This window comes from Pseudomonas sp. KH_050 (assembly GCF_057838875.1).
Map to the genome: position 1 here is coordinate 3552201 of NZ_CM174478.1, position 23508 is coordinate 3575708.

Here is a 23508-nt window from a genome sequence, read left to right on the forward strand (position 1 = left end):
GAACAAAAATGAAACCGGTTTCAGAGGTCAATGACAATGAGTAAATCACCTGTTTCCATCAGCCTGTCCAGCTACGGCGCCGACCTGGTTCGCCGACGCGGGCAACTGGCATTCGTCGAGGTATTGGCCAAGGCCGGGGCTCGGCGCATCGAGTGGCGTGAAGAATTGCTCACCGCCGAAGACCCGCGAGAGCTGACCCGGGCCATCGAGCAGCATGGGCTTGAAGCGGTGTACTCCTCACCGCTGGAGCTTTGGGTGGCCGGTCAGGCGCTGCCCAACCCGCTACTGGCTGCGACCCTGAATCGAGCCCGGTCCTTTGGTGCGAAATGGCTGAAAGTGTCCCTCGGGCACTTCACCGACAACAGCGACCTGCAGAGCTTCGCCGCCTGCCTGGCGCAGCACCCGGTCCAGTTGCTGGTGGAAAACGACCAGACCTTGCAGGGCGGACGCATCGAACCGTTCCAGCGATTCTTTGCGCGGATCGAGCAACACAGGCTGGCGGTGCAGATGACCTTCGATATAGGCAACTGGCAATGGCAGGACCAATCTGCCGTCACCGCCGCGCGTCTGCTCGGCCGGTATGTCGGTTACGTGCATTGCAAGGCAGTCACCCGCAGGGTCGACAGCAAGTTGGTAGCGATACCGCCCGCCCCCGGCGACCTGCATTTGTGGGAACAACTGCTGGGACATATGACCCAAGGCATTACCCGGGCGGTGGAATATCCGCTGCAAGGCGGTGATCTGGTACAGCTGACTGCCGAGCATGTCGCCACCTTGGCCCGACTGGGCCAGCCACTTCTGGAGAGCGCACATGTCTGAGATCGATATCCTGTCGTTCGGCGAAACCATGGCCATGTTCGTCGCCGAGCAAACCGGTGATCTGGCTCAGGTCGCGAACTTTCACAAACGCATCGCCGGGGCTGACAGTAACGTCGCCATCGGCCTGTCGCGACTGGGTTTCAAGGTGGCCTGGCTAAGCCGGGTCGGCGCCGACTCCCTGGGACGCTTTGTGCTCGATACGCTGCAAGGTGAAGGCCTGGACTGCTCCCATGTCGAGGTCGATCCGCAGCACCCGACCGGCTTTCAGTTCAAATCCCGCGAGGATGCTGGCGCTGATCCCCAAGTGGAATACTTCCGTCGGGGTTCGGCCGCCAGTCATCTGTCGATCGAAGCGATCCGTCCGGACTTGCTGCAGGCCCGTCACCTGCATGCGACCGGCATTCCACCGGCGCTGTCGGCCACCGCCCGTGAGCTGTCCGGTGAATTAATGGCGCAGATGCGCGCCGCCGGGAGCAGCGTGTCGTTCGATCCCAATCTGCGTCCGGCCTTGTGGTCCAGCGAACAACAGATGATCACTGAAATAAACCGGCTGGCCGCCCTCGCCCACTGGGTTTTGCCGGGATTGAGTGAAGGTCGCTTGCTCACCGGCTTCGAAGACCCGGCCGACATCGCCGCCTTCTATCTGGACCAGGGCGCCGAAGCCGTGGCGATCAAGCTCGGTGCCCACGGCGCGTATTACCGTACCCGTCTGGACCAGGGCTTTGTCGCGGCCGTGCCGGTGGCACAGGTCGTCGATACCGTGGGTGCCGGTGATGGTTTTGCGGTGGGCATGATCAGCGCACTGCTGGAGAACCACAGCTTCAGCGACGCGGTGCAGCGCGCCAACTGGATTGGCAGCCGCGCGGTGCAGAGCCGTGGGGATATGGAGGGGTTGCCGACCAGGCTTGAGTTATCTGCCGAATTCAATGCCGCCGATCGCGAGCAGGCTCGCTCCCACTGGGGATCTGCGTCAGACACCCATTCCATGGGGGAGCTAGCCTGCCCGCGATGAGGTCCGACCAGTCACTGCAAAATTTGAAACAAACCCGTTACCTGCTGCGACAAAAACAACAAGCTCAGGAGCACCATCATGCAAACGCCCAAACTCGCCACCCGCCGCTGGTGGTACATCATGCCCATCGTGTTCATCACCTATAGCCTGGCGTACCTGGATCGGGCCAACTATGGTTTCGCCGCCGCCTCCGGGATGGCCGCCGACCTGATGATCACGCCGGGGCTGTCATCGTTGCTCGGCGCACTGTTTTTCCTTGGTTACTTTTTCTTCCAGATACCGGGAGCGATCTACGCGCAAAAAAACAGCGTGAAGAAGCTGATCTTTGTCAGCCTGATTCTCTGGGGCAGCCTGGCGACCCTGACCGGGATCGTCTCCAATGCCTACATGCTGATCGTCATCCGGTTCTTGCTCGGGGTGGTCGAAGCCGCGGTGATGCCGGCGATGCTGGTGTACCTCTGCCACTGGTTCACCCGTGCCGAACGCTCGCGGGCCAACACCTTTCTGATCCTCGGCAACCCGGTGACCATGCTCTGGATGTCGGTGGTCTCCGGCTATCTGGTGCAGCACTACAGCTGGCGCTGGATGTTCATCATCGAAGGCCTGCCGGCGGTGTTCTGGGCGTTTATCTGGTGGCGCCTGGCCGATGACCGGCCGGCCGACGCCAAATGGCTGAGCGAGACCGAAAAGCTGGACCTGCAAAGCGCTCTGGCCGCCGAACAGGTCGGGATCAAGGCGGTGAAAAACTACGCCGAGGCCTTTCGCTCGCCGAAGGTAATCATTCTCGCGCTGCAATTCTTCTGCTGGAGTATTGGTGTCTACGGCTTTGTGCTGTGGCTGCCGTCGATTCTCAAGCAGGGCGCACAGATGGACATGATCGAAGCCGGCTGGCTGTCGGCGCTGCCTTACCTGGCGGCGGTGATTGCAATGCTGGTGGTGTCCTGGGGCTCGGACAAGATCCAGCGCCGGAAACGTTTTGTCTGGCCGCCGCTGCTGATCGCTTCCATAGCGTTCTACGGTTCCTACGCCCTCGGTGCCGAGCACTTCTGGTGGTCCTACAGCTTGCTGGTGATTGCCGGGGCTTGCATGTACGCGCCTTACGGACCGTTTTTTGCCATCGTCCCGGAAATTCTCCCGGCCAACGTCGCCGGTGGCGCCATGGCCTTGATCAACAGCATGGGCGCCCTCGGCTCTTTCGGTGGCTCCTATCTGGTCGGTTACCTGAACAGCTCCACCGGCTCGCCCGGCGCTTCTTATTTGTTGATGAGCGGTGCGTTGCTGCTGTCGGTGGTGTTGACGATTTGCCTCAAGCCCGGGGCCAGCGATCGAGCGCTGCCCAAGGCCGCGCCGAGACGTCCCCTGGCTGCGCATTCCTGAATTGAACTGAAGGTGAACACGATGAAAAAGCACGTCGTCCTCTACAAGAAACTGTCGCCGACGCTGATGAGCCGCTTACATGAACAGGCCCAGGTGACCCTGATCGACAAGCTCGACAGCGATGGCCTGATGCGCCTGCGCGACGCCCTGCCTGGTGCTCAGGGATTATTGGGTGCCAGCCTGCGGCTGGATGCCGGGCTGCTTGATCTGGCGCCAAACCTGGAAGCCGTTGCCAGCGTCTCGGTCGGCGTCGATAACTACGACATCGACTACCTGACCCGCCGCAACATTCTGCTCAGCAACACCCCTGACGTGTTGACCGAAACCACTGCCGACACCGGTTTCGCACTGATTCTGGCCACGGCTCGGCGGGTGGTCGAACTGGCCAACCTGGTCCGCGCCGGACAGTGGAATCACAACATCGGGCCGATGCATTTTGGCAGCGACGTGCATGGCAAGACCCTCGGCATCATCGGCATGGGGCGGATCGGCGAAGCGCTGGCGCAACGGGGGCATTTCGGTTTCGGCATGCCGGTCATCTATCACAGCAACAGTGCGAAACCTGCGGTGGAGAAGCGCTTCAATGCGCAGTACCGCAGCCTGGCGGAGTTGTTGCAACAGGCAGACTTTATCTGCCTGACCTTACCGCTGACGGCCGAGACCGAAGGCCTGATCGGCGCGAAGGAGTTTGCGTTGATGCGCCCGGAAAGCATCTTCATCAATATTTCCCGGGGCAAGGTGGTCAATGAAGCAGCGTTGATCGAGGCGCTGCAACAGCGGCAGATCCGCGCTGCCGGACTGGATGTATTCGAGCGCGAACCGCTGGAGCACGATTCGCCGCTGCTGCAACTGGACAACGTGGTAGCGACTCCGCATATCGGCTCCGCCACCCATGAAACCCGTGAGGCGATGGCCCGGTGCGCGGTAAACAATCTGCTGGCGGCCCTGGCTGGCGAGCGGCCGGCGAATCTGGTGAATGGGGAGGTGTGGGAGAAGCGCCGACTCTAAAGAGCAAGATCAAAAGATCGCAGCCTGCGGCAGCTCCTGCGCCGATCACGGTTTGCTTCTGTAGGAGCTGCCGCAGGCTGCGATCTTTTTCTCCGCCGCGCCGACGATTTTACTGAGGCCGCTGCTCCAGTATATCCGCCGCACAGCGCGCTATCCGCCGACAGGCCTCGATCAGGCGCAATGGGTCCACCACCAGCCCCAGCCGGATATGTCCCGCCGCGCTCGGCCCGAACGCCTCGCCGGCCAGCACTGACACGCTGTAACCCTCCAGCAGACGCTCGGCAAAGGCTTGGGCGCCAAGGCCTGTTTGCCGAATATCGACCATGACGAACATGCCTCCATCCGGCTTCACGGCACTGATTCCGGGACATTCGTTCAGCTGGGCGCAGACCAGGTCCCGGCGCAGGCGATACTCGTCACGCATCTGCGCAAGCTCCGGCAAATCGGCATCAAGGGCGACTTCAGCGGCCTTTTGCACGAAATCCGGCAGGCCGAACAACATGCACAGCGACAGATGGATCAAATGTTCGGTCAGAGGCTTGGGGCCGATCACCCACCCAACCCGCCAGCCACTCATGGCATGGGATTTGGACAGACTGTTGAGGGTCGCCGTACGCTCGGCCATGCCTGGCAGACTCGCCGGGCTGATGTGCTCGCCCTCGAACAACAGGTCGCTGTACACCTCATCGCTGATCAGCCACAGATCATGCTCGATGCACAAGTGCGCGAGTTCCTGCCAGATCGGCAACGACAAACTTGCGCCGGAGGGATTGTTCGGACTATTGAGCAGCATGGCCCGGGTCCTCGGGGTGATCAGCGCTGCAACATCTGCCGGATCAACCCGAAAGCCATTCTCCGAAGATACTGCCACCGGCACCACCTTGGCCCCGCAGGCACCAAACACGCCTTCATAGGTAACGTACATCGGCTCGGCGACTATCACTTCGTCGCCCGGATCGAGCAAGCATTGCACCACTGAATACACCGCGCATTGCGCGCCGGGCATGACCACCACGTGATCCGCATCGACCGCTTGACCGCTGCGCCGGCTATAGCGCCGGGCAATGCTATTGCGCAGCGAGCGGTTGCCACGTACCTCTGAATAATGAGTATCGCCGGCCAGCAGGCTGTCGATGGCGGCTTGAACAATCGGTTTGGGGGTATCAAAGTCCGGGTCGCCGATCGACAGCAACAACACGTCGGTGCCCCCTTCTATCAATTCCAGTGCTCGGTCGTGAATCTGCCAGGCCGCTGCTCCGTCGCCGGCAATACGTTGGGTCAAGGCTGAATAGCGCATGTAGCTCTCCTGTTGCGCGAACTCCAGCCTGAACCCTAACTTAAATCACCAAGCGCGCCACCATCGCATTCAAATCCCGCGACAGCCATGGCTGGCCACGCTCGTCTGGTTTCCAGTATTCGAGGCTCAGGAAGCCCGAACCGCCAACCGCCAAACCCGGGCAATATCCCCTGCCCGCTGCTTGAGCAGTTCCGGTGCATTGGCGCAGGCCTGCTCCAGGCTCATCGGTCCCGCGGGCAAGGCAAACGCCGCATCGACTCCATGCTCATACATCTGGTCATACCCTTCGCCCAAGGTACCGGCGATCACGATCACCGGCACGCTTTGCTGCCTGGCGATCCGCGCCACGCCAAACGGCGTCTTGCCACGCAAGGTCTGCGCATCAAAACGGCCCTCGCCGGTAATCACCAGGTCGGCGCCGCGAACGGCTTCGGCCAGCCCGACCAGTTCGGCCACCACTTCCACGCCCGGGCGAAATTGCGCATTCAGAAATGCCTTGGCGGCAAACCCCAACCCACCCGCCGCGCCGCTGCCTGGCTCGTCACGCACGTCCTTGTCCAGTACCCGAACGCAGTGTTCGGCGAAATGCCCAAGGGCTTGATCCAGTTGCTGCACCTGCTCGGGCGAGGCGCCTTTCTGCGGACCGAAGATGGCCGAGGCACCGTGGGGACCGCAGAGTGGATTGTCGACGTCCGCGGCGATTTCAAACCGTACCTGGGCCAGGCGCGGATCGATCCCGTCCAGTTCGATTCGGCACAGTTGTTTCAGCGCCAGGCCACCCTGCCCCAGGGCTTGCCCCTGCTCATCCAGCAAGCGCACGCCCAACGCCTGCATCGCCCCGGCTCCGCCGTCGTTGGTGGCGCTGCCGCCGATGGCCAGAATGATCCGTTGCGCACCCGCGTCGAGGGCCGCGCCAATCAACTGGCCGGTACCGTAAGTGCTGCTGGAACAGGCATCGCGCAGGCCGACCGCAACCAATTGTAATCCGCTGGCCTCGGCCATCTCGATAATTGCGGTGTGACTCTGAGGCAACCAGCCCCAACGGGCCTGCACCGATACGCCTAGCGGGCCCAGTACCTGGTGACTGCGCAATTCGCCATGGCACGCCGCGAGAATCGCCTCGACCGTACCTTCACCGCCGTCAGCCATCGGGCACTTGAGCAGTTGCGCATCCGGCCAGACCTCCGCCAGCCCGAGGGCGATGGCATCCGCCACACCGATGGCACTCAGGCTGTCCTTGAACGAATCAGGGGCGATGACGATTTTCATGTGATTTCTCCAGTTCCGATGGAGCCATGCTGCCAGCTGCCATCAGGAATGACGCCGGTCCGCTGCACAAGTCGCGGAGGGGTTTATTGTTCATTGTCACAAACGCAAAAGATCAAAAGATCGCAGCCTGCGGCAGCTCCTACGGATGAGCGTCGGTCTGCGGCAACAGCTGCACACCCAGGTACAGCGCCAACATGCCATCGAGCCGCAACGGATCGACCCCGCTCAGTTCGGCTATGCGCTCCATCCGGTAGCGCAGGCTGTTGCGGTGTATCCCCAAGGCCTCGGCACAGGCCTGGCTCTGGCCGTCGTGTTCACACCAGCTGCGCAGGGTCGCGAGCAACTGCCCGTTGTTGTCTTTGGCGATGACCTTGCGCAACGGGTTGAGCAGTTCATCGAGGGCATCATCGTTGCGATGACGCCAGAGCATCACCGGCAGGCGATAACGGTTCAGGGTCAGCAAACGGTTCTGGGGCAAGACATCCCGTCCGTAGGCCAGCAAATCGGCGACTCGTCGGTAACAGCGCCGCAACCCCTGCAGACCTTCCGCCTGACCGCCCACGGCAATCCGCAGAATACTCCAGCCCTGACCATCGAGTTTTTCCAGCAGTCGTTCATTTTCAATCGACGGGGTCGTCGGACGGCACCACAGCAATGACGACCTCGCCGAACTCATGCACCAGCTGTCCGGATAACGCGAAATCAACCAGGCACTCAAGGCTTCAACCGTCTGCCCCGGGCCATGCTCCAGCCCCAGTTCGAATAAATAAGGAATGCGCGGCAACTGAGGCTTGAGTCCCAATTGCTGAGCTTCGTCAATCAAACGCGGCGAATCACCGGCCTCGCTGAGCAACAGGGCCAGCAGATCATCGCAACGCTGGCGCCGCCATTGCTGTTCGTCCTGCTGGTTACGCTGGCCCACCAGCATTTCGGCAGTCATGCGCACCAGCTCGGCGTAGGTTCGCAGTTGCTCCGGCTCACCGGTGATGCCCAATACCCCGATCAGTCGCTGGTCGAGGAACAGCGGCAGATTGATCCCTGGCTGCACGCCTTTGAGGTGTTTGGCGGTCTGCGCATCGATTTCCACCACGCGACCATTGGCGAGAACCAGCTGTGCACCTTCATGACGGGTGTTGACCCGCTCCGGCTCGCCACTGCCGAGGATCAGGCCCTGGCTGTCCATGACATTAACGTTGTAGGGCAGGATGGCCATCGCGCGGTCGACGATGTCCTGCGCCAGGTCATGATCCAGTTCGAACATAGCGGCGAGATCCTTGAAGGCAGTTGCTTGTGGGGTTGTTCAGCGGCACAGGCCGGGCATCCAAACCCTGTGCGCAGGCACAAAGACAGGAACCCTGGGGTGGCCGAGACTCTGGGTGCGATCAACGTTACCCTCGCATCGCAAAAAATCATAATAAAGAGAGAGCCGTCATGTCACAGAGCGCCGCCGCCACCCTGGCCACAGCTGACGATAAAAACGCCGTCTACAAGCGTATTACCCTGCGCCTGATCCCCTTCATTTTCATCTGCTACCTGTTCAACTACCTCGACCGGGTCAACGTTGGATTTGCCAAGCTGCAGATGCTCGATGCCCTGAAGTTCAGCGAAACCGTGTATGGCCTCGGGGCCGGGATCTTTTTTATCGGTTACGTGCTGTGTGGCGTACCGAGCAACCTGGCGTTGACCCGGTTCGGCCCGCGGCGCTGGATCGCGCTGATGATGATCACCTGGGGCATCCTCTCGACCTGCTTGCTGTTCGTCACCACCCCGACCGAGTTCTACACCTTGCGCCTGTTTACCGGTGCGGCTGAAGCCGGGTTCTTCCCGGGTGTGGTGCTGTACCTTTCGCAGTGGTTCCCGACCTTCCGCCGTGGCCGCATCATGGCGTTGTTCATGTCGGCGATCCCGGTTTCAGGCCTGCTTGGCGGTCCGTTCTCCGGCTGGATTCTCACCCATTTCGCTGCGGGCCAGGGCGGTCTGGCCGGCTGGCAGTGGATGTTCCTGCTGCAAGGCATCCCGACGGTGATTCTCGGCGCGCTGGCGTTTTTCCTGCTCAGCGACAGTTATGCCAACGCCAAGTGGCTGACCCCTTACGAGCGCTCGGTGCTTGAAACTGATCATGCAGAAGACCTGGCCAACAAGCCAAAAACCGCGACCGATTCGCTGTTGGCGGTGTTCAAGAACCCGGCGATCTGGGCGTTCGGGCTGATTTATTTCTGCATCCAGAGTGGCGTCTACGCGATCAACTTCTGGCTGCCGTCGATCATCAAGAACCTGGGCTTCAGCGACAACCTGGTGATCGGCTGGATCAGTGCGATTCCCTATCTGCTGGCCGCACTGTTCATGTTGATGGTCGGCCGCTCCGCCGACCTGCGCAAAGAGCGTCGCTGGCACTTGGTGGTACCGATGCTGATGGGCGCAGTCGGTCTGCTGATAGCGGTCAATTTCGCCGCCTACCCGGCCATCGCCATCCTCGGCCTGACCATCGCCACCATGGGCGCCCTCACCGGTCTGCCAATGTTCTGGCCGGTGCCTACGGCAATGCTCAGCGCTGGCGCGGCGGCTGGCGGCCTGGCGCTGATCAACTCGATGGGCCAGATGGCCGGCTTCCTCAGCCCGTACCTGGTCGGCTGGGTCAAGGACAGCACCGGCTCGACCGATGCCGCGTTGTACCTGCTGGCCGGCGTGATTGTCGCGGGCAGCCTGTTGGCGCTGCGCATGACGCGTACGTTGCGCGTGTAACCGAAGATCAAAAGATCAAAAGATCGCAGCCTGCGGCAGCTCCTACACCGGCTGCGATCTTTTCCCACGGGTTACGCGAATCGCAAGCCGGCAGCATTGAGAGGGAACGCGGAACGGTGTAATAAAGAACCTCGTTTTTTGTATCTGCCCGCACTCAACGCCGAAAGAGGATTTCGAACATGAGCTATCGCCCCCTTGGCCAATCCGGTCTGCAAGTCTCCGCCCTGACCTTGGGCAGCATGATGTTCGGCGAACAGACCAGCACCGAGGATTCCCTGCGGATCATCGACAAGGCCTGGGACCAGGGCATCAATTTTATCGACACCGCGGACGTCTACACCGGTGGGCGTTCCGAGGAGATTGTCGGCGAAGCGATTGCCAGCCGGCGCCAGGAGTGGGTCGTCGCCTCCAAGGTCGGTTTCGGCCCGGTGGACGGGGTACCGAATCGCAGCGGTTTGAGCCGCAAGCATATCTTCAATGCCATCGACGCCAGCCTGACCCGGCTGGGGACCGATTACCTGGACATCTACTACCTGCACCGCGAGGATCACGCCACGCCGCTGGAAGTTACCGTGTCAGCCATTGGCGACTTGCTGCGCCAGGGCAAGATCCGCTACTGGGGGCTGTCCAACTATCGCGGCTGGCGGATTGCCGAAGTGATTCGCGTGGCGGAACAACTCGGCGTCGAGCGGCCGGTGATCAGCCAGCCGCTGTACAACATCGTCAATCGCCAGGCCGAAACCGAGCAGATCACCGCCGCCCACGCCTACGGTCTCGGTGTGGTGCCTTACAGCCCGTTGGCCCGCGGGGTGCTGAGCGGCAAATACGCGCCGGATGTCAAGCCGGACGTCAATAGCCGCGCCGGGCGCCAGGACAAACGCATCCTGGAAACTGAATGGCGGGTCGAGTCCCTGCGCATCGCCCAGCAGATCCAGCAATACACTCAGGGCCGCGGAGTCGGCATCGTCGAATTTGCCATCGCCTGGGTGCTGAACAACTCGGCGGTCAGTTCGGCCATCGTCGGGCCGCGTACCGAAGAACAATGGGACGCCTATACCAAGGCACTGGCAGTGAAGATCACTGCCGAAGACGAAGCCTTTGTCGACTCGCTGGTCACCCCCGGACACTCCTCTACCCCGGGCTTCAACGATGTCAGCCACTTCGTTTCCGGACGGCTGCCGCGCTCGCTCTAGAATCACTCGACGGCAGCCCGAGCGAGCTGCCGTCGAGGGTGCTCAAGGATCAGCCCAGTGGTACATCCAGGCTGACCTTGACCCGATCCATCACCACGATGCTGCGAAACCACTTGATGTTGCGATTCTCGTAGAACAGTTCGCGGGCCAGGGTTTCGTATGCCTTCATCGTCTCCACCACAACCACCAGCATGAAATCAGCGTCGCCAGTGACGTAGTAGCACTGCTGGACCTGGGGCGTAGACATCTGCTCCTTCAACACATCGAGGTCTTCGATGTGGGTTCGTTCGGCGTGAACCTCGACCAGAATGGTGATGGGTTTACCCACGGATTCGGGGTCTATCACCGCGGTATTGGCAGTAATCACCCGGTTTTGCTGCATGCGTTTGATACGCCGCTGCACCGCTGCGGTGGACAGACTGACCTGCTCACCGATCACTCGCAGCGCCATGGAATTATCGCGCTGCAACAGTTGCAGGATCGCCAGATCGAAAGCGTCGAGATCGGCAGGTTTGCTCAAGGACATGAATCAGGCCTGGACGTGAGAAATTTTCCCATAATAGGCCAGGATTCAGAGTAAACGTCTCACGACAAAAGCAATATATTCTCACGGTAAATCATCCCTCTTTCAAAAACGCTTAAACGCTCAGGTCTCGTGAGGACAGTGTGTCAAAAGGTATTGCTCTATCGGTTCTGTCATCGGTGCTGTTCGCCGTCATGTATTTCTACACTTCACTGCTTTCACCTCTGAGCGGGGTCGAGATTTTTGGCTGGCGGATGCTGTTGACCGTGCCGTGCATCACCGTCTTCATGTTCGCCTCGGGGGAATGGAAACACGTGGTCGCACTGGTCAAACGCCTGGTCGGCCAACCTGCCCTGGGCCTGGGGCTGCTGGTCTCTTCGGCACTGGTCGGGGCACAACTCTGGCTGTTCATGTGGGCTCCGCTGAACGGGTATAGCCTGGATGTTTCCCTGGGTTATTTCTTGCTGCCGCTGACCATGGTGCTGACCGGTCGAATGGTCTATGGCGAGCGTCTTTCGTACCTGAAGAAGATTGCGGTGTTCTTCGCCTCGCTCGGGGTGATCAACGAGCTGTATCAGGCGGGCAGCTTTTCCTGGGCAACCTTGCTGGTGACCATCGGGTACCCGATCTATTTCGTGCTGCGTCGGCGCTTGGCCACGGATAACCTGGGTGGCCTGTGGCTGGACATGACGTTGCTGCTGCCGATAGCGTTGTGGTTCGTGCAAAGTGGCGAGCAAGGTTTCGCCGTGGTCGAGCAGCACCGCTGGCTGTACCTGTTGATCCCGCTGCTCGGGCTGATCAGTGCCTCGGCGCTGGTGAGCTACATCATCGCCAGCCGTCTATTGGCCTTCAGCCTGTTCGGGCTGCTGAGTTATGTCGAGCCAGTACTGTTGCTCGGCGTCGCTTTGCTGCTGGGAGAAAGCATCGGCCCGGGGGAATGGCTGACCTACATCCCGATCTGGCTGGCGGTGGTGGTGCTGGCCTTCGAAGGGTTCAAGTATATGGTCCGGCAGCGCCGCCCCTGAGGATCATCCGAAGGCGGCCAGAACCTGCGCTAGCCCCATGAGGGGTCTGCGCATACCCCGCGAAATAGAGGGTGTATGAGGTCGGCGGATTTGTGTACTTCCGCGTATCACGGGTGTATTCGGCGCGAAAAAAAGCCCGGTCAGCATTGCCGCTGACCGGGCTTTTTTCACTGACGCGAATTACTCGGTGGCAAGCACACCACGGCGAACCTGGTCACGTTCGATGGATTCGAACAGCGCCTTGAAGTTGCCTTCGCCGAAACCATCGTCGCCTTTACGCTGGATGAACTCGAAGAATACCGGGCCCATCAGGGTTTCCGAGAAGATTTGCAGCAACAGGCGCTTGTCACCCGACTCGGACGAACCGTCCAGCAGAATCCCCCGCGATTTCAGCTCTTCGACCGGTTCGCCGTGGTTTGGCAAACGGCCTTCGAGCATCTCGTAGTAGGTTTCCGGCGGCGCGGTCATGAAGCGCATGCCGATCTTCTTCAGGTGATCCCAGGTCTTGAGCAGGTCGTCGGTCAGGAAAGCAACGTGCTGGATGCCCTCGCCATTGAATTGCATCAGGAACTCTTCGATCTGCCCGGCACCCTTGGACGACTCTTCGTTCAGCGGGATCTTGATCAGGCCATCCGGTGCGGTCATGGCCTTGGAGGTCAGGCCGGTATACTCGCCCTTGATGTCGAAGTAACGGATTTCGCGGAAGTTGAACAGCTTCTCGTAGAAATTCGCCCAATACGCCATACGACCGCGATACACGTTGTGGGTCAGGTGGTCGATGATCTTCAGGCCTGCCCCTTCCGGGTGGCGGTCAACGCCTTCAATGAACACGAAGTCGATGTCGTAGATCGAACTGCCTTCGCCAAAACGGTCGATCAGGTACAGCGGGGCACCGCCGATACCTTTGATCGCCGGCAGGTTCAGCTCCATCGGACCGGTCTCGATGTGAATCGGCTGGGCGCCAAGTTCCAGGGCACGGGCAAACGCCTGCTGGGCGTTCTTGACCCGGAACGCCATGCCGCAAACCGACGGGCCATGCTCGGCGGCAAAGTACGAGGCGACGCTGTGGGGTTCGTTGTTGAGGATCAGGTTGATATTGCCCTGACGATACAGGTGCACGGCCTTGGACCGGTGGGTCGCGACTTTGGTGAAACCCATGATCTCGAAGATCGGTTCGAGGGTGTTCGGCGTAGGCGATGCGAATTCGATGAATTCAAAGCCCATCAGGCCCATTGGGTTTTCGTATAAATCTGCCATGGTTGGCGCCTCATCATGCTTTTAGAATTAACAGCTGAAATTAACGGAACGTTAGTTGCTATCAATGCTGAAGGCCGCGGGCGGCGCGCAGGAAATCCCCCGCACGCTGCGGGCGAGGAAATCACCGAAAATCAGTTGGAACCCTAGTAGCTTCATGTCGACCCATTCTCGTACGGGCGAGGCCTCTGTTACCAGAAGACTTATTCTTATATGCGTAAACCGATTCTACACAGCGTAAAAGCCTTTGTCCTCATTCTCTATCAAATCCCCTTTTTTGACGTCCGCGCAAGGGGTTTGTTGCACAGGTAGATGCCACCCAGGATCAATCCGCCGCCCAGATACATAGGCAGTGTCATTTGCTCCCCCAGCAACAGGGCACCGAGGATGACCGCGGTCAGCGGGTTGAGCGCGATGAATACCCCGGAACGGGTTGCGCCGATTTTGCGGATGCCGTCGTAGTACCAGATATAGGCCAGCGCCGACCCCAGTACGCCCAGGTACAGCAGACTGAAAAACTGCCCGTCATCGAGCGCGGCCAACGCCTCGACCTTCATTTCGCCACGCACTGCGCTGGCCACCCAGAGCATCACTGTGCCAACGAGGATCGAATAGGTCACGGTTTGCAGCGGCCCCAGTGAGTGGTTCAGGTCCCTGGAATACAGTGAATAAACGCCCCAGCCCAGCACACAGCCAAAAATCAGCAGGTCACCGAACCAGGCGTGCGCCGCGCCGTTGAACAGTTGCTGATCTCGACTGACGATCACCAGCCCCGCCCCGGCCAGGCAAATCCCGATGCCGAACAGTTTCGTCCGACTCAAGCGCTCCTTGAATAGAAGCCAGGATGCCAGGGCGATGGCTGCCGGGTTCAATGCCACGATCAGCGAAGCCCGGTGAGGGTTAAGACGGTATCTACAGGGGAGGTGTACACGCCGGATTCCGGGGCATATGTGCTCGGCGTAGGAGCTGCCGAAGGCTGCGATCTTTTGGGAACATCCACTACGTGCCGATAATCCTGCAACGCTACCGTGCGGCCCATCCAGGGATTGAAGTGCACATCGACGAAGGCCCGGATCGCCAGGTCATTCAGTGGCTCGATGAGCGGCGGATCGATATCGGTTTTGTGGTATTGCCCGAAGAGCGCTTCGACACTTTTGCGCTGGTCGAAGACCAGATGGTCGCGCTGGTGCCTGCAGGCCATGGATTGGCCGCCAGGCAGAGCCTGACGTTGGGCGAACTGTGCAACTACCCGTTCATTCTCACCCAGGCAGGCTCTTCGGAATGGGTTTCCAGAATGTTCAACGCTGCCGGATTGACACCTGACATCCGTTATCGATGCTCACAATTGCTCAGCACCCTGGAGACTGTCAGCCGCGGCGACGGGTTGACGGTGGTGGCCGAGTTATCGCTTCCAGGCGCCACAGATGGTCGTTATGTGAAAAAAACCCTGTTGCCTCAGGTCAAGCGCCAGATCGGTCTGGCGGTACTGGATCAACGGCAGGCATCGCCGGCCACTCTCGCTTTCATAAAGCTGGCCATGAGTCTCGATTACCCATGACCAGGCGCAAACCACCAGCAACCTCTATCATTCGCGGATGAACGCGGTTGGCGTAGGAGCTGCCGCAGGCTGCGATCTTTCGATCTTCGGGTCGGCACATGAACTCTTTTTGGCAGGAAAGTCATCACCCCGCCCGCATTTGAGAGCCCTTAATTTTGACCGCGCGAAAGGATTCGCCAATGCCCTTGACTGTTAACGGTCCTCGCAAACGCAGCACTCGCCATGCAATAACCCTGTTGATTGGAGCACTGCCCATAGCGCTCGGGTTTGCCATTCTCTACCTGCAAGCCGAACGCACACTGCAGCAGGCTACCGCGCAGACCGCCAAAGAAGCCGTACGCCAGTTCGATCTGATGCTCGACAATAGCGCCGAGGCCGCACAGGCGATTCTTCCGTTGGCCGGGCAGACCTGTGATAACGACAAACAATTGGCCCTGCGTGAGCAAGTGACCCGCCGCCCTTTTGTCCGTTCTACCAACCTGGTGTGGAACAACAGCAACTACTGCAGTTCGCTGTTCGGCAGCCGCTATGTCGCGGCGCTCGACCCTGAAGATTATGTCGAAGGCAAACTCTGGTTAATGAACGGCAACCCGGTTACGCCCAACTCCGCGCTGCTGGTCTATCGCCTGAGCCAGGGCAATCAGGGCGCGCTGGCGACCATCGATGGTTACCACCTGACCAATGCCCTGCGATTGATCAGTCGCTACACCGACCTGGTGCTGCAGGTCGGAGCCAACTGGTTATCCGCCGATGGTCAGGTCCGCACCTCCAGCCTGCCGGTTTTTCCGGTGGCGCCTAACCATCACAGTTCCTCCCGTTACGGTTACAGCGTGGAAGCCGGCATGCCCGAGGGCGAAGTCTGGCGCTATATGAAGGACAGGTACCCGGCGCTGTTCAGCCTGCTGATTTTCTTCGGCGCGAGTTCTGCGACTCTCGGCCATTGGCTGCAGAAACGCTCATCGTCACCCAGCCGTGAGTTACAACGGGCATTGGAGGCGGCCGAGTTTGTTCCATGGTTTCAGCCCGTGGTGCGCGGCGATAACCAGCAATGGGCAGGCATCGAAGTGTTGATGCGCTGGAATCACCCAAAAGATGGCCTGGTGCGTCCCGACCTGTTTATCCCGTTTGCCGAACATTGCGGATTGATCGTGCCCATGACCCGTTCGTTGATGCGACAAACCGCTACCGTGCTTGCGCCCCATGCCCGGTCGTTCATCGATGGCTTCCATATCGGCATCAATATCACTGCCCGCCATTGCCAGGATCTCGAGCTGGTCGAAGACTGCCGAGGGTTTCTCGGTGCATTCGCGCCCGGCAAAGTCACGCTGGTCCTGGAGTTGACCGAACGCGAACTGATCGAGCCCACGGACATCACCCGCCAGCTCTTCGAACAGCTGCATGAATTGGGGGTATTGATTGCCATCGATGACTTTGGAACCGGCCACTCGAGCCTCGGTTACTTGCGACAGTTCAATGTGGACTACCTGAAAATCGACCAGAGCTTTGTGGCGATGATCGGAGTCGACGCCCTCTCCCGACACATACTCGACAGCATCATCGAACTGTCGGGCAAGCTCGATCTGGGCATCGTCGCAGAAGGCGTCGAAACCCCTGAACAGCGCGACTACCTTGCGGCACAAGGCGTGGACTTTCTTCAAGGTTATCTATTTGCACGGCCCATGCCGGCCGATGAGTTCCTTCGTGCATTAAGTAAGCATTAAATATGCGGCGTTTAGCGTACAAGCGCCGCCCATGTTGCACTTGAGCAGAGGGAACAGTGCATCGGTGTCGTTAATTTCTCACTTAAAGAAAAAGACATGATTTACTCTGGACGCATTAACTACTACAATTTTTCTTGCCTGTGCAAAATTGGAAGGTGGGCCATTATCACCGAGTCGTCCTAAGGCTCTTGGCTTATAGCTTTGTTGCAGTTGGTATCAGCCAAATACACTATTGGAGTAAAGATATTGTCCAGACTCGCAGAATTCCGTGCCGCTGAAAAAGCGCTTCAAGAACAGCTCGCGCAGCTGGAATCGCTGAAGAATGACGCCGGGCTCAAGAAAGAAATCGAATTTGAAGAAAAGCTCCAGGGCCTGATGAAATCCTATGGCAAGAGCCTGCGCGACATCATCGCCATCCTCGATCCGAACCCGCGGGCCAGCCACCTGGCAGCCGCTCCGAAAACCCGCCGGGCCCGTGTGGTCAAGGTCTATCACAACCCGCACACCGGGGAACTGATTGAAACCAAGGGCGGCAATCACCGCGGCCTGAAAGCCTGGAAGGAACAGTACGGTGCCGCCACCGTCGAGTCCTGGTTGCGCGCTTAAGCAATTGTGCCTGCGAAAAGGCCCCGCATCTGCGGGGCCTTTTCTTTCAAACCGACAATCGATCTAACGAGGACCGGCATTTCCGTTAGAAGTGCCCGGCAGCCCCACTGCCCCGGCACTAGACCCATCGACTAGTTAAGCCAGATCCAGAACGCAAAAACCGCGCTTATTCAACGAACAACTAAAGTTTCAAATTGTTTCTCACTGCCAGTATCTCATCCTGGCTTGCGGCGTAAGCCTGAGCTTGTCCTGCATAGGAAAGAACATAAGCTCTATCGGCATCGACTGCAGCGACTAATGTTTGTGACAGTACATGCCGGCCGTTCTGCGTGACAGTGCAGGTGGTTTCAAGCGCCGACAGTCGACTCAGTGTGGCCGCGTGGATCTTGTTGCAGACACTTTGATAACCGCCCAAAACGAAATCCTTCTGCAGCGACTTGCGCATTTCCAGCAACACCCCTTGCAAATTGACCTGATGCCCGGGTTCAACTTGAGTCATGGTCAACTCCATGACCAGGACCGGTGTCCCGCCCTGGTCATTTTTCACCGCTCGCTGTCTGGATACTGTGGAGGGCGATGCTATCGTTGCGTCATTTTGCGTCAAGGTTTCGACCTCCCAACCGGCGGGCCATGCGATGACTGGATCCGCTGCCTGAACGCCGGCAACACTGAGCATCAGGCCCAGCAGGAACAATACGGATTTACAGGATCGGATCATTGCAATGCATACTCTAAAGTCGAACTATAAAGTCTGAGCCCCGCGACTTGACCAGGCAATAGTTCATTGGTTTTGGTTTGGCACTGCCGGCATCGCTTGCGTATCATTGCCCCACTGCAAGGAGGCCTGGTCAACCGCAAGCCAGGATACTGCTGGTGATTCCGGGCGCCGATCCCCACTTATTCTCTGGAGGGCCCATGAGCCTGCACGAACTGAACACTTTCCCGGGCGTGACCGCCCAGCCTGATACCGCTACCCGGAAATTCGTCTTCAACCACACGATGCTGCGGGTCAAGGACATCACCCGGTCGCTGGATTTCTACACGCGCATCCTGGGCTTTTCCCTGGTGGAAAAACGCGATTTCCCGGAAGCCCAGTTCAGCCTGTACTTCCTCGCATTGGTCGACAAGGCACAGATCCCGACTGATGCGGCCGAGCGTACCGAGTGGATGAAATCGATCCCCGGGATTCTCGAACTGACCCACAACCACGGTACCGAGAACGATGCGGATTTTGCCTACCACAACGGCAATACCGACCCGCGTGGTTTTGGCCATATCTGCATCTCCGTTCCGGATATTCGTGCCGCCTGCGAGCGCTTTGAAGCACTGGGCTGTGACTTCCAGAAACGCCTGAACGACGGTCGCATGAAGAGCCTGGCCTTCATCAAGGACCCGGATCAGTACTGGGTCGAGATCATTCAGCCGGCAGCGATGTAAATCAAGATCAAAAGATCGCAGCCTGCGGCAGTTCCTTCGCGCCTAGGCCAACGCGTCCATTACGGCCCGCGACAGCATGTCCTGACTGAAGGGTTTGCTGAGTCTTGGCCAGCTGACGGCGATCTCCATCTGTTCGGCGTATCCGGTTGCCAGCAGTACCGGCAACTTCGGCCAGCGAGACTTGATGGTTTCAGCCAACTGGATGCCCGTCATATGCGGCATGGCCTGATCAGTGATGACCAGATCAATGGCGTTGTCTTCGGAAATTATCTCCAGCGCCCGCACCCCGGAGTCGGCGTACAACACCGTATGCCCCAAATCCTCCAGCATCGCAACCGCGCTGAGCAACACCAGCGGATCGTCATCCACCACCAGCACCCTGAACAAATTCGTGGTGGATGGCCGGCCGGGTTTGAGCTCCCTGGGTTTAACCGCAAGCTCGGAAACATCCGCCATCGGCAGCCATAACTCAACCGTGGTTCCACTGCCCTTCTTACTCTTGAGAACCAGCCGTCCGCCCGACTGTTCAGCGAGGCCTTGGGCCATCGACAGCCCCAGTCCCGTGCCCTTGCCGATGCCCTTGGTGGTGAAAAACGGTTCCGTGGCCCGGGTCAGTATGCCTTCATCCATGCCTTCCCCGTCGTCAGTCAGCGACAGGGCAATGTAGGGGCCCGGCTTGACTGGCGCAGTCTGCGAGAGGATCTGTTCCTCTCGTGCACCGATAACAATCAGGCCGCCGTCAGGCATCGCATCGCGCGAGTTCACGGCCAGGTTGAGCAGGGCCAGCTCGAGCTGATTAGCGTCTGCCCTGACCGGTTTGAGAAGTGGAGGAATGCGGGTTTCGACGGTGATCGTCGGACCTAGTGAGCCTTTGAGCAGCTCCGACATGCCACTTAATAGCGCAGCGATATCGATTACTTCCTGCTTGAGCTCCTGACGGCGGGCGAAAGCCAGCATGCGTTGGGTCAGCGCCACCCCGCGCTGGGCACCCATTATCGCATTGTCCAGCAACCCAATGATTTTAGGGTCGTCCCGGCTGCGCCGCCGGACGATCTCCAGGCTGCCCAGCACCACCATCAGCAGATTGTTGAAGTCATGGGCGATCCCCCCTGTAAGCCGGCCGATGGACTCCATTTTCTGCGACTGGAACACCGCTTCACGAGCCTCTTCGAGGGCGCGTTGAGCTGCAAGAGTGTCGGTAATGTCGCGAGTGATTTTGGCGAAGCCAAGCAAGACCCCACGCTCGTCACGGATAACGTCGATCACCACATTGGCCCAGAACCGCGAACCATCCTTGCGGACTCGCCACCCCTGGTTCTCGAAACGCCCATCGCGCAGGGCGATGTCCAGGGCCCTTTGTGGCTCGCCCTTTTCACGATCCTCTTCACCGAAAAACATCGAATAATGCTGGCCAATAACCTCGCTCGGCAGATAGCCCTTTATTCGTTGTGCGCCCGGATTCCAGTTGCTGATCCTGCCGCTGGGGTCAAGCATGTACAGCGCGTAGTCGGTAACGCCCTGAACCAGTATCCGAAATTGCTCTTCGCTCTGCTTGAGCGATTGTTCGGCAAGTTTGCGCTCGGTCAGGTCGCGGGTGACTTTGGCAAAGCCCAACAACTCGCCATTGCTCGCGCGAATCGGATCGATAATTACATGCGACCAGAAACGCTCGCCATCCTTGCGCACCCGCCAGCCTTCGCCCTCAAATCGGCCTGCGGTGGCGGCAGTCCGTAGTGCACGCTCGGGCAATCCTGCCGCGCGGTCTTCTTCGGTATAAAAACGGGAAAAATGTTGCCCGAGAATCTCGGCCTCTTCATAGCCCTTGAAACGCCGGGCACCGGAGTTCCAGCTGCTGACGAAACCATCGGGATCAAGCATGTAGATGGCGTAATCGGTCACTGCGTCAATCAACAGGCGATATCGTCCTTCGTCTGTCAGTGACGTATTCAATCGCTTTGTCTGCTTCATCACGTGATCCGAATACCTGAGTGATGAGAGGGAGATTAGTCCAAAGCCACCCATTGACGTCAGGCGGACATCTTCCTTTGACCACGCCTCAGGCCAGGCGTTTGATCGCCGTCAGCGTGTAGCAACAGCGGCAGCTGCGCGGGCTGCTGCTCATAACGCTCGTAGAGTTCTTCGCGGTTGCAGTTCGGATAGCCTCGGCTGCAAGTCCCGACGGACGGGTGGCTAGGCGATATTGATCAGCCGAAGCAAGCGACGAACATCATCGACCGACCTTAGCTTGATGGTCCATTCGCCATCAATCTTGTCATTGACCTCACCCAATTGCGCCGAGAGCGTTTTAAGCGAACAGTGCCCGGCCTTGAAAGCGGGCAGCCGGAAGTGAAACAGCAGCCAGTCATGATAGGCGGCGAAGCTGAAGGGGCAGTTGTCATCGGCCACCGAAAAAATTCCAATGGTTCTATTCAACCCAGCCTCTGGCATGGGTGCACAGTTATGCCCGTTCATCGTGGAAATTGCGCCAATCAGCATACAAAACGCCTCCCGTACTTGCGGGCTTTCGATAGCTGAATAGCAATCAACGTACTTAGTCGCATCCACAGCGCCAGTGATCATCTGAATCTCCCCAGGGGTTTGTACCCTCTTTCAATCTAGCACCATCCCACTACCCTCCTACATATGCGACAATACGCCCCAAATTCCAACATGAACCCCGCATTTATTGCTCAGCAACCTGGCCACAGCGTCCAGAGCTTGCTGTCGACGTATGCCTGCTGGCTCAAATCAAGCGACGACTGAACCGGACTGGAAAGACTTCAGATGGGTGTAATATCGGTTTCAGCAGACATCGGCCAGCTCTAAACCACTGATAGGTAAGGTAATTGATCTCCACAGCTAACATCACGATGCAGTTCGGCGCCAAGCCGTTATTCGAGAACGTTTCGGTCAAATTTGCGGCAGGTAACCGTTATGGCCTGATCGGCGCCAACGGTTGCGGCAAGTCGACTTTCATGAAGATCCTCGGTGGCGACCTGGAGTCTTCCGGTGGCCAGGTCATGCTGGAGCCGAACGTGCGCCTGGGTAAACTGCGCCAGGACCAGTTCGCCTACGAAGAGTTCACCGTGATCGATACCGTGATCATGGGTCATGAAGAGCTGTGGAAGGTCAAGGCCGAGCGCGACCGCATCTACTCGCTGCCGGAAATGACCGAAGAAGACGGCATGGCGGTCGCCGAGCTGGAAACCGATTTCGCCGAGATGGACGGCTACACCGCCGAATCCCGCGCCGGTGAGTTGCTGTTGGGCCTGGGTATCGGCATCGAACAGCACAACGGCCCGATGAGCGAAGTGTCGCCAGGCTGGAAACTGCGGGTGTTGCTGGCTCAGGCGTTGTTCTCGGATCCTGAAGTGCTGTTGCTCGACGAACCGACCAACCACCTGGACATCAACACCATCCGCTGGCTGGAAAACATTCTGACCCAGCGCAACAGCCTGATGATCATCATCTCCCACGATAGACACTTCCTGAACAGTGTCTGCACCCACATGGCTGACCTGGACTACGGCGAACTGCGTCTGTTCCCCGGCAACTATGACGAATACATGACCGTGGCCACTCAGTCCCGCGAGCAACTGCTGTCGGACAACGCCAAGAAAAAGGCACAGATCTCCGAGCTGCAGTCGTTCGTCAGCCGCTTCTCGGCCAACGCCTCGAAAGCCAAGCAGGCCACTTCCCGTGCCAAGCAGATCGACAAGATCCAGCTGGCCGAAGTCAAGCCATCGAGCCGGGTCAGCCCGTTCATCCGCTTCGACCAGACCAAGAAGCTCCATCGCCAGGCAGTCATCGTCGAGCGCATGGCCAAAGGCTTTGACGGCAAGACGCTGTTTAAGGACTTCAGCTTCACCGTTGAAGCCGGCGAGCGCGTGGCGATCATCGGCCCGAACGGTATTGGCAAGACCACCCTGCTGCGCACCCTGGTCAATGAATTGAGCCCGGATGCCGGTACCGTGAAATGGACCGAAGCCGCTGAGCTGGGCTATTACGCCCAGGATCACGCATCGGACTTCGAAGACGAATCCAGCCTGTTCGACTGGATGGGCCGCTGGACCAAGGAAGGCGAACAAGTGGTTCGCGGCACCCTGGGCCGCATGCTGTTCTCCAACGACGAGATCCTCAAGTCGGTCAAGGTCATCTCCGGTGGTGAGCAAGGCCGCATGCTGTTCGGCAAGCTGATCCTGCAAAAGCCGAACGTGCTGATCATGGATGAACCGACCAACCACCTGGACATGGAATCCATCGAGGCGCTGAACCTGGCGCTGGAAAACTATCCGGGTACGCTGATCTTCGTCAGCCACGACCGTGAGTTTGTATCCTCCCTGGCGACCCGCATCATCGAGCTGAGCCCGAGCGGTGTGGTCGACTTCAGCGGCACCTACGACGACTACCTGCGTAGCCAGGGTGTGGTGTTCTGATTTAGCACCAACGCTTGCCGCTTCAATCAAAGCTCCGTCCGTGTGACGGGGCTTTTTTGTTTCTCCCGAAAAGGGCGGCGCCTCAAAAAGATCGCAGCCGGTCGACGTAGGAGCTGCCGCAGGCTGCGATCTTTTGGCGATTCTGAAGATTGCCCAGAAGCAAGATCAAAGGATCGCAGCCTACGGCAGCTCCTACGGGGGGGTTGCGTACAACCGGCATAGCTGCCGCAG

Annotated in this window: 19 protein-coding genes and 2 pseudogenes; 12 read left to right on the plus strand and 9 right to left on the minus strand. The window is 59.1% G+C overall.

Going from position 1 to position 23508, the window contains the following annotated elements:
- The first annotated feature begins 36 nt into the window (after positions 1-36).
- From AC3IUA_RS16240 to AC3IUA_RS16255, 4 genes are all read left to right on the plus strand, one after another.
- Complete coding sequence (locus tag AC3IUA_RS16240; protein WP_489355334.1) at positions 37-819, plus strand: sugar phosphate isomerase/epimerase family protein; 783 nt, start codon at positions 37-39, stop codon at positions 817-819.
- Positions 812-1831, plus strand: coding sequence for a sugar kinase (locus AC3IUA_RS16245; RefSeq protein WP_489355336.1), 1020 nt, complete (start codon positions 812-814; stop codon positions 1829-1831). The genes AC3IUA_RS16240 and AC3IUA_RS16245 overlap by 8 nt, the downstream gene beginning before the upstream one ends.
- A gap of 78 nt (positions 1832-1909) precedes the next feature.
- Positions 1910-3208, plus strand: coding sequence for an MFS transporter (locus AC3IUA_RS16250; protein ID WP_489355338.1), 1299 nt, complete (start codon positions 1910-1912; stop codon positions 3206-3208).
- 21 nt (positions 3209-3229) lie between these two features.
- Positions 3230-4216, plus strand: a complete 987-nt coding sequence (locus AC3IUA_RS16255) for a 2-hydroxyacid dehydrogenase (RefSeq protein ID WP_489355340.1) — start codon at positions 3230-3232, stop codon at positions 4214-4216.
- A 109-nt stretch (positions 4217-4325) separates the two neighbouring features.
- On the opposite strand, the gene AC3IUA_RS16260 is transcribed toward AC3IUA_RS16255, so the two are convergent.
- From AC3IUA_RS16260 to AC3IUA_RS16270, 3 genes are all read right to left on the minus strand, one after another.
- The gene (locus AC3IUA_RS16260) at positions 4326-5513 is read right to left on the minus strand and encodes a pyridoxal phosphate-dependent aminotransferase (protein WP_489355342.1); all 1188 of its coding nucleotides are present in this window, start codon (positions 5511-5513) and stop codon (positions 4326-4328) included.
- A gap of 126 nt (positions 5514-5639) precedes the next feature.
- Positions 5640-6782 (minus strand): glycerate kinase, encoded by a 1143-nt coding sequence (locus tag AC3IUA_RS16265; RefSeq protein WP_489355344.1) that lies wholly within the window; start codon positions 6780-6782, stop codon positions 5640-5642.
- A gap of 139 nt (positions 6783-6921) precedes the next feature.
- Positions 6922-8043 (minus strand): sugar diacid recognition domain-containing protein, encoded by a 1122-nt coding sequence (locus tag AC3IUA_RS16270; protein ID WP_489355346.1) that lies wholly within the window; start codon positions 8041-8043, stop codon positions 6922-6924.
- A 170-nt stretch (positions 8044-8213) separates the two neighbouring features.
- Here AC3IUA_RS16270 and AC3IUA_RS16275 point away from each other — a divergent pair, with 170 nt between their 5' ends.
- Together AC3IUA_RS16275 and AC3IUA_RS16280 are read left to right on the plus strand one after the other, a co-directional pair.
- Positions 8214-9524, plus strand: coding sequence for an MFS transporter (locus tag AC3IUA_RS16275; RefSeq protein WP_489355348.1), 1311 nt, complete (start codon positions 8214-8216; stop codon positions 9522-9524).
- Between the two features lie 179 nt (positions 9525-9703).
- The gene (locus tag AC3IUA_RS16280) at positions 9704-10717 is read left to right on the plus strand and encodes an aldo/keto reductase (protein WP_489355350.1); all 1014 of its coding nucleotides are present in this window, start codon (positions 9704-9706) and stop codon (positions 10715-10717) included.
- Between the two features lie 49 nt (positions 10718-10766).
- Here AC3IUA_RS16280 and AC3IUA_RS16285 read toward each other — a convergent pair whose 3' ends face one another.
- A complete protein-coding gene (locus tag AC3IUA_RS16285) occupies positions 10767-11243 on the minus strand; it encodes an Lrp/AsnC family transcriptional regulator (protein ID WP_489355352.1) in 477 nt (158 codons plus the stop codon).
- Between the two features lie 140 nt (positions 11244-11383).
- Here AC3IUA_RS16285 and rarD point away from each other — a divergent pair, with 140 nt between their 5' ends.
- Positions 11384-12265: an EamA family transporter RarD gene (gene rarD, locus AC3IUA_RS16290; protein ID WP_489355354.1), complete on the plus strand. Its 882-nt coding sequence runs from the start codon at positions 11384-11386 to the stop codon at positions 12263-12265.
- A 180-nt stretch (positions 12266-12445) separates the two neighbouring features.
- On the opposite strand, the gene hppD is transcribed toward rarD, so the two are convergent.
- Positions 12446-13522 carry a 4-hydroxyphenylpyruvate dioxygenase gene (gene hppD, locus AC3IUA_RS16295; protein ID WP_489355356.1) on the minus strand — a complete coding sequence of 359 codons (1077 nt, stop codon included), beginning with the start codon at positions 13520-13522 and terminating at the stop codon, positions 12446-12448.
- Between the two features lie 260 nt (positions 13523-13782).
- A pseudogene (locus tag AC3IUA_RS16300) lies at positions 13783-14424 on the minus strand (DMT family transporter); the annotation flags it as partial.
- Positions 14425-14492: 68 nt separating this feature from the next.
- On the opposite strand from AC3IUA_RS16300, the pseudogene AC3IUA_RS16305 reads away from it, so the two are divergent.
- The 3 genes and pseudogenes from AC3IUA_RS16305 to AC3IUA_RS16315 form a co-directional block, all read left to right on the plus strand.
- Positions 14493-15077 (plus strand): annotated as a pseudogene (locus AC3IUA_RS16305) (LysR family transcriptional regulator substrate-binding protein); the annotation flags it as partial.
- Positions 15078-15256: 179 nt separating this feature from the next.
- Positions 15257-16798 (plus strand): EAL domain-containing protein, encoded by a 1542-nt coding sequence (locus tag AC3IUA_RS16310; protein ID WP_489355358.1) that lies wholly within the window; start codon positions 15257-15259, stop codon positions 16796-16798.
- A 246-nt stretch (positions 16799-17044) separates the two neighbouring features.
- Entirely contained in the window at positions 17045-17404 is a 360-nt protein-coding gene (locus AC3IUA_RS16315) for a histone-like nucleoid-structuring protein, MvaT/MvaU family (protein ID WP_489355360.1), read from the plus strand.
- 181 nt (positions 17405-17585) lie between these two features.
- Here AC3IUA_RS16315 and AC3IUA_RS16320 read toward each other — a convergent pair whose 3' ends face one another.
- Complete coding sequence (locus tag AC3IUA_RS16320) at positions 17586-18122, minus strand: DUF4946 domain-containing protein (RefSeq protein ID WP_489355362.1); 537 nt, start codon at positions 18120-18122, stop codon at positions 17586-17588.
- A gap of 197 nt (positions 18123-18319) precedes the next feature.
- Between AC3IUA_RS16320 and gloA the strand changes: the two genes are divergently transcribed.
- Positions 18320-18841 carry a lactoylglutathione lyase gene (gloA, locus tag AC3IUA_RS16325; protein ID WP_489355363.1) on the plus strand — a complete coding sequence of 174 codons (522 nt, stop codon included), beginning with the start codon at positions 18320-18322 and terminating at the stop codon, positions 18839-18841.
- A 42-nt stretch (positions 18842-18883) separates the two neighbouring features.
- Here the strand turns inward: gloA and AC3IUA_RS16330 are convergent, their stop codons facing one another.
- Together AC3IUA_RS16330 and AC3IUA_RS16335 are read right to left on the minus strand one after the other, a co-directional pair.
- On the minus strand, positions 18884-20809 hold the full coding sequence (locus AC3IUA_RS16330; RefSeq protein WP_489355365.1) for a hybrid sensor histidine kinase/response regulator: 1926 nt from the start codon (positions 20807-20809) through the stop codon (positions 18884-18886).
- A 222-nt stretch (positions 20810-21031) separates the two neighbouring features.
- Positions 21032-21421: a hypothetical protein gene (locus AC3IUA_RS16335; protein ID WP_489355367.1), complete on the minus strand. Its 390-nt coding sequence runs from the start codon at positions 21419-21421 to the stop codon at positions 21032-21034.
- Positions 21422-21687: 266 nt separating this feature from the next.
- Between AC3IUA_RS16335 and AC3IUA_RS16340 the strand changes: the two genes are divergently transcribed.
- The gene (locus AC3IUA_RS16340) at positions 21688-23277 is read left to right on the plus strand and encodes an ABC-F family ATPase (RefSeq protein ID WP_489355369.1); all 1590 of its coding nucleotides are present in this window, start codon (positions 21688-21690) and stop codon (positions 23275-23277) included.
- Positions 23278-23508 lie beyond the last annotated feature (231 nt).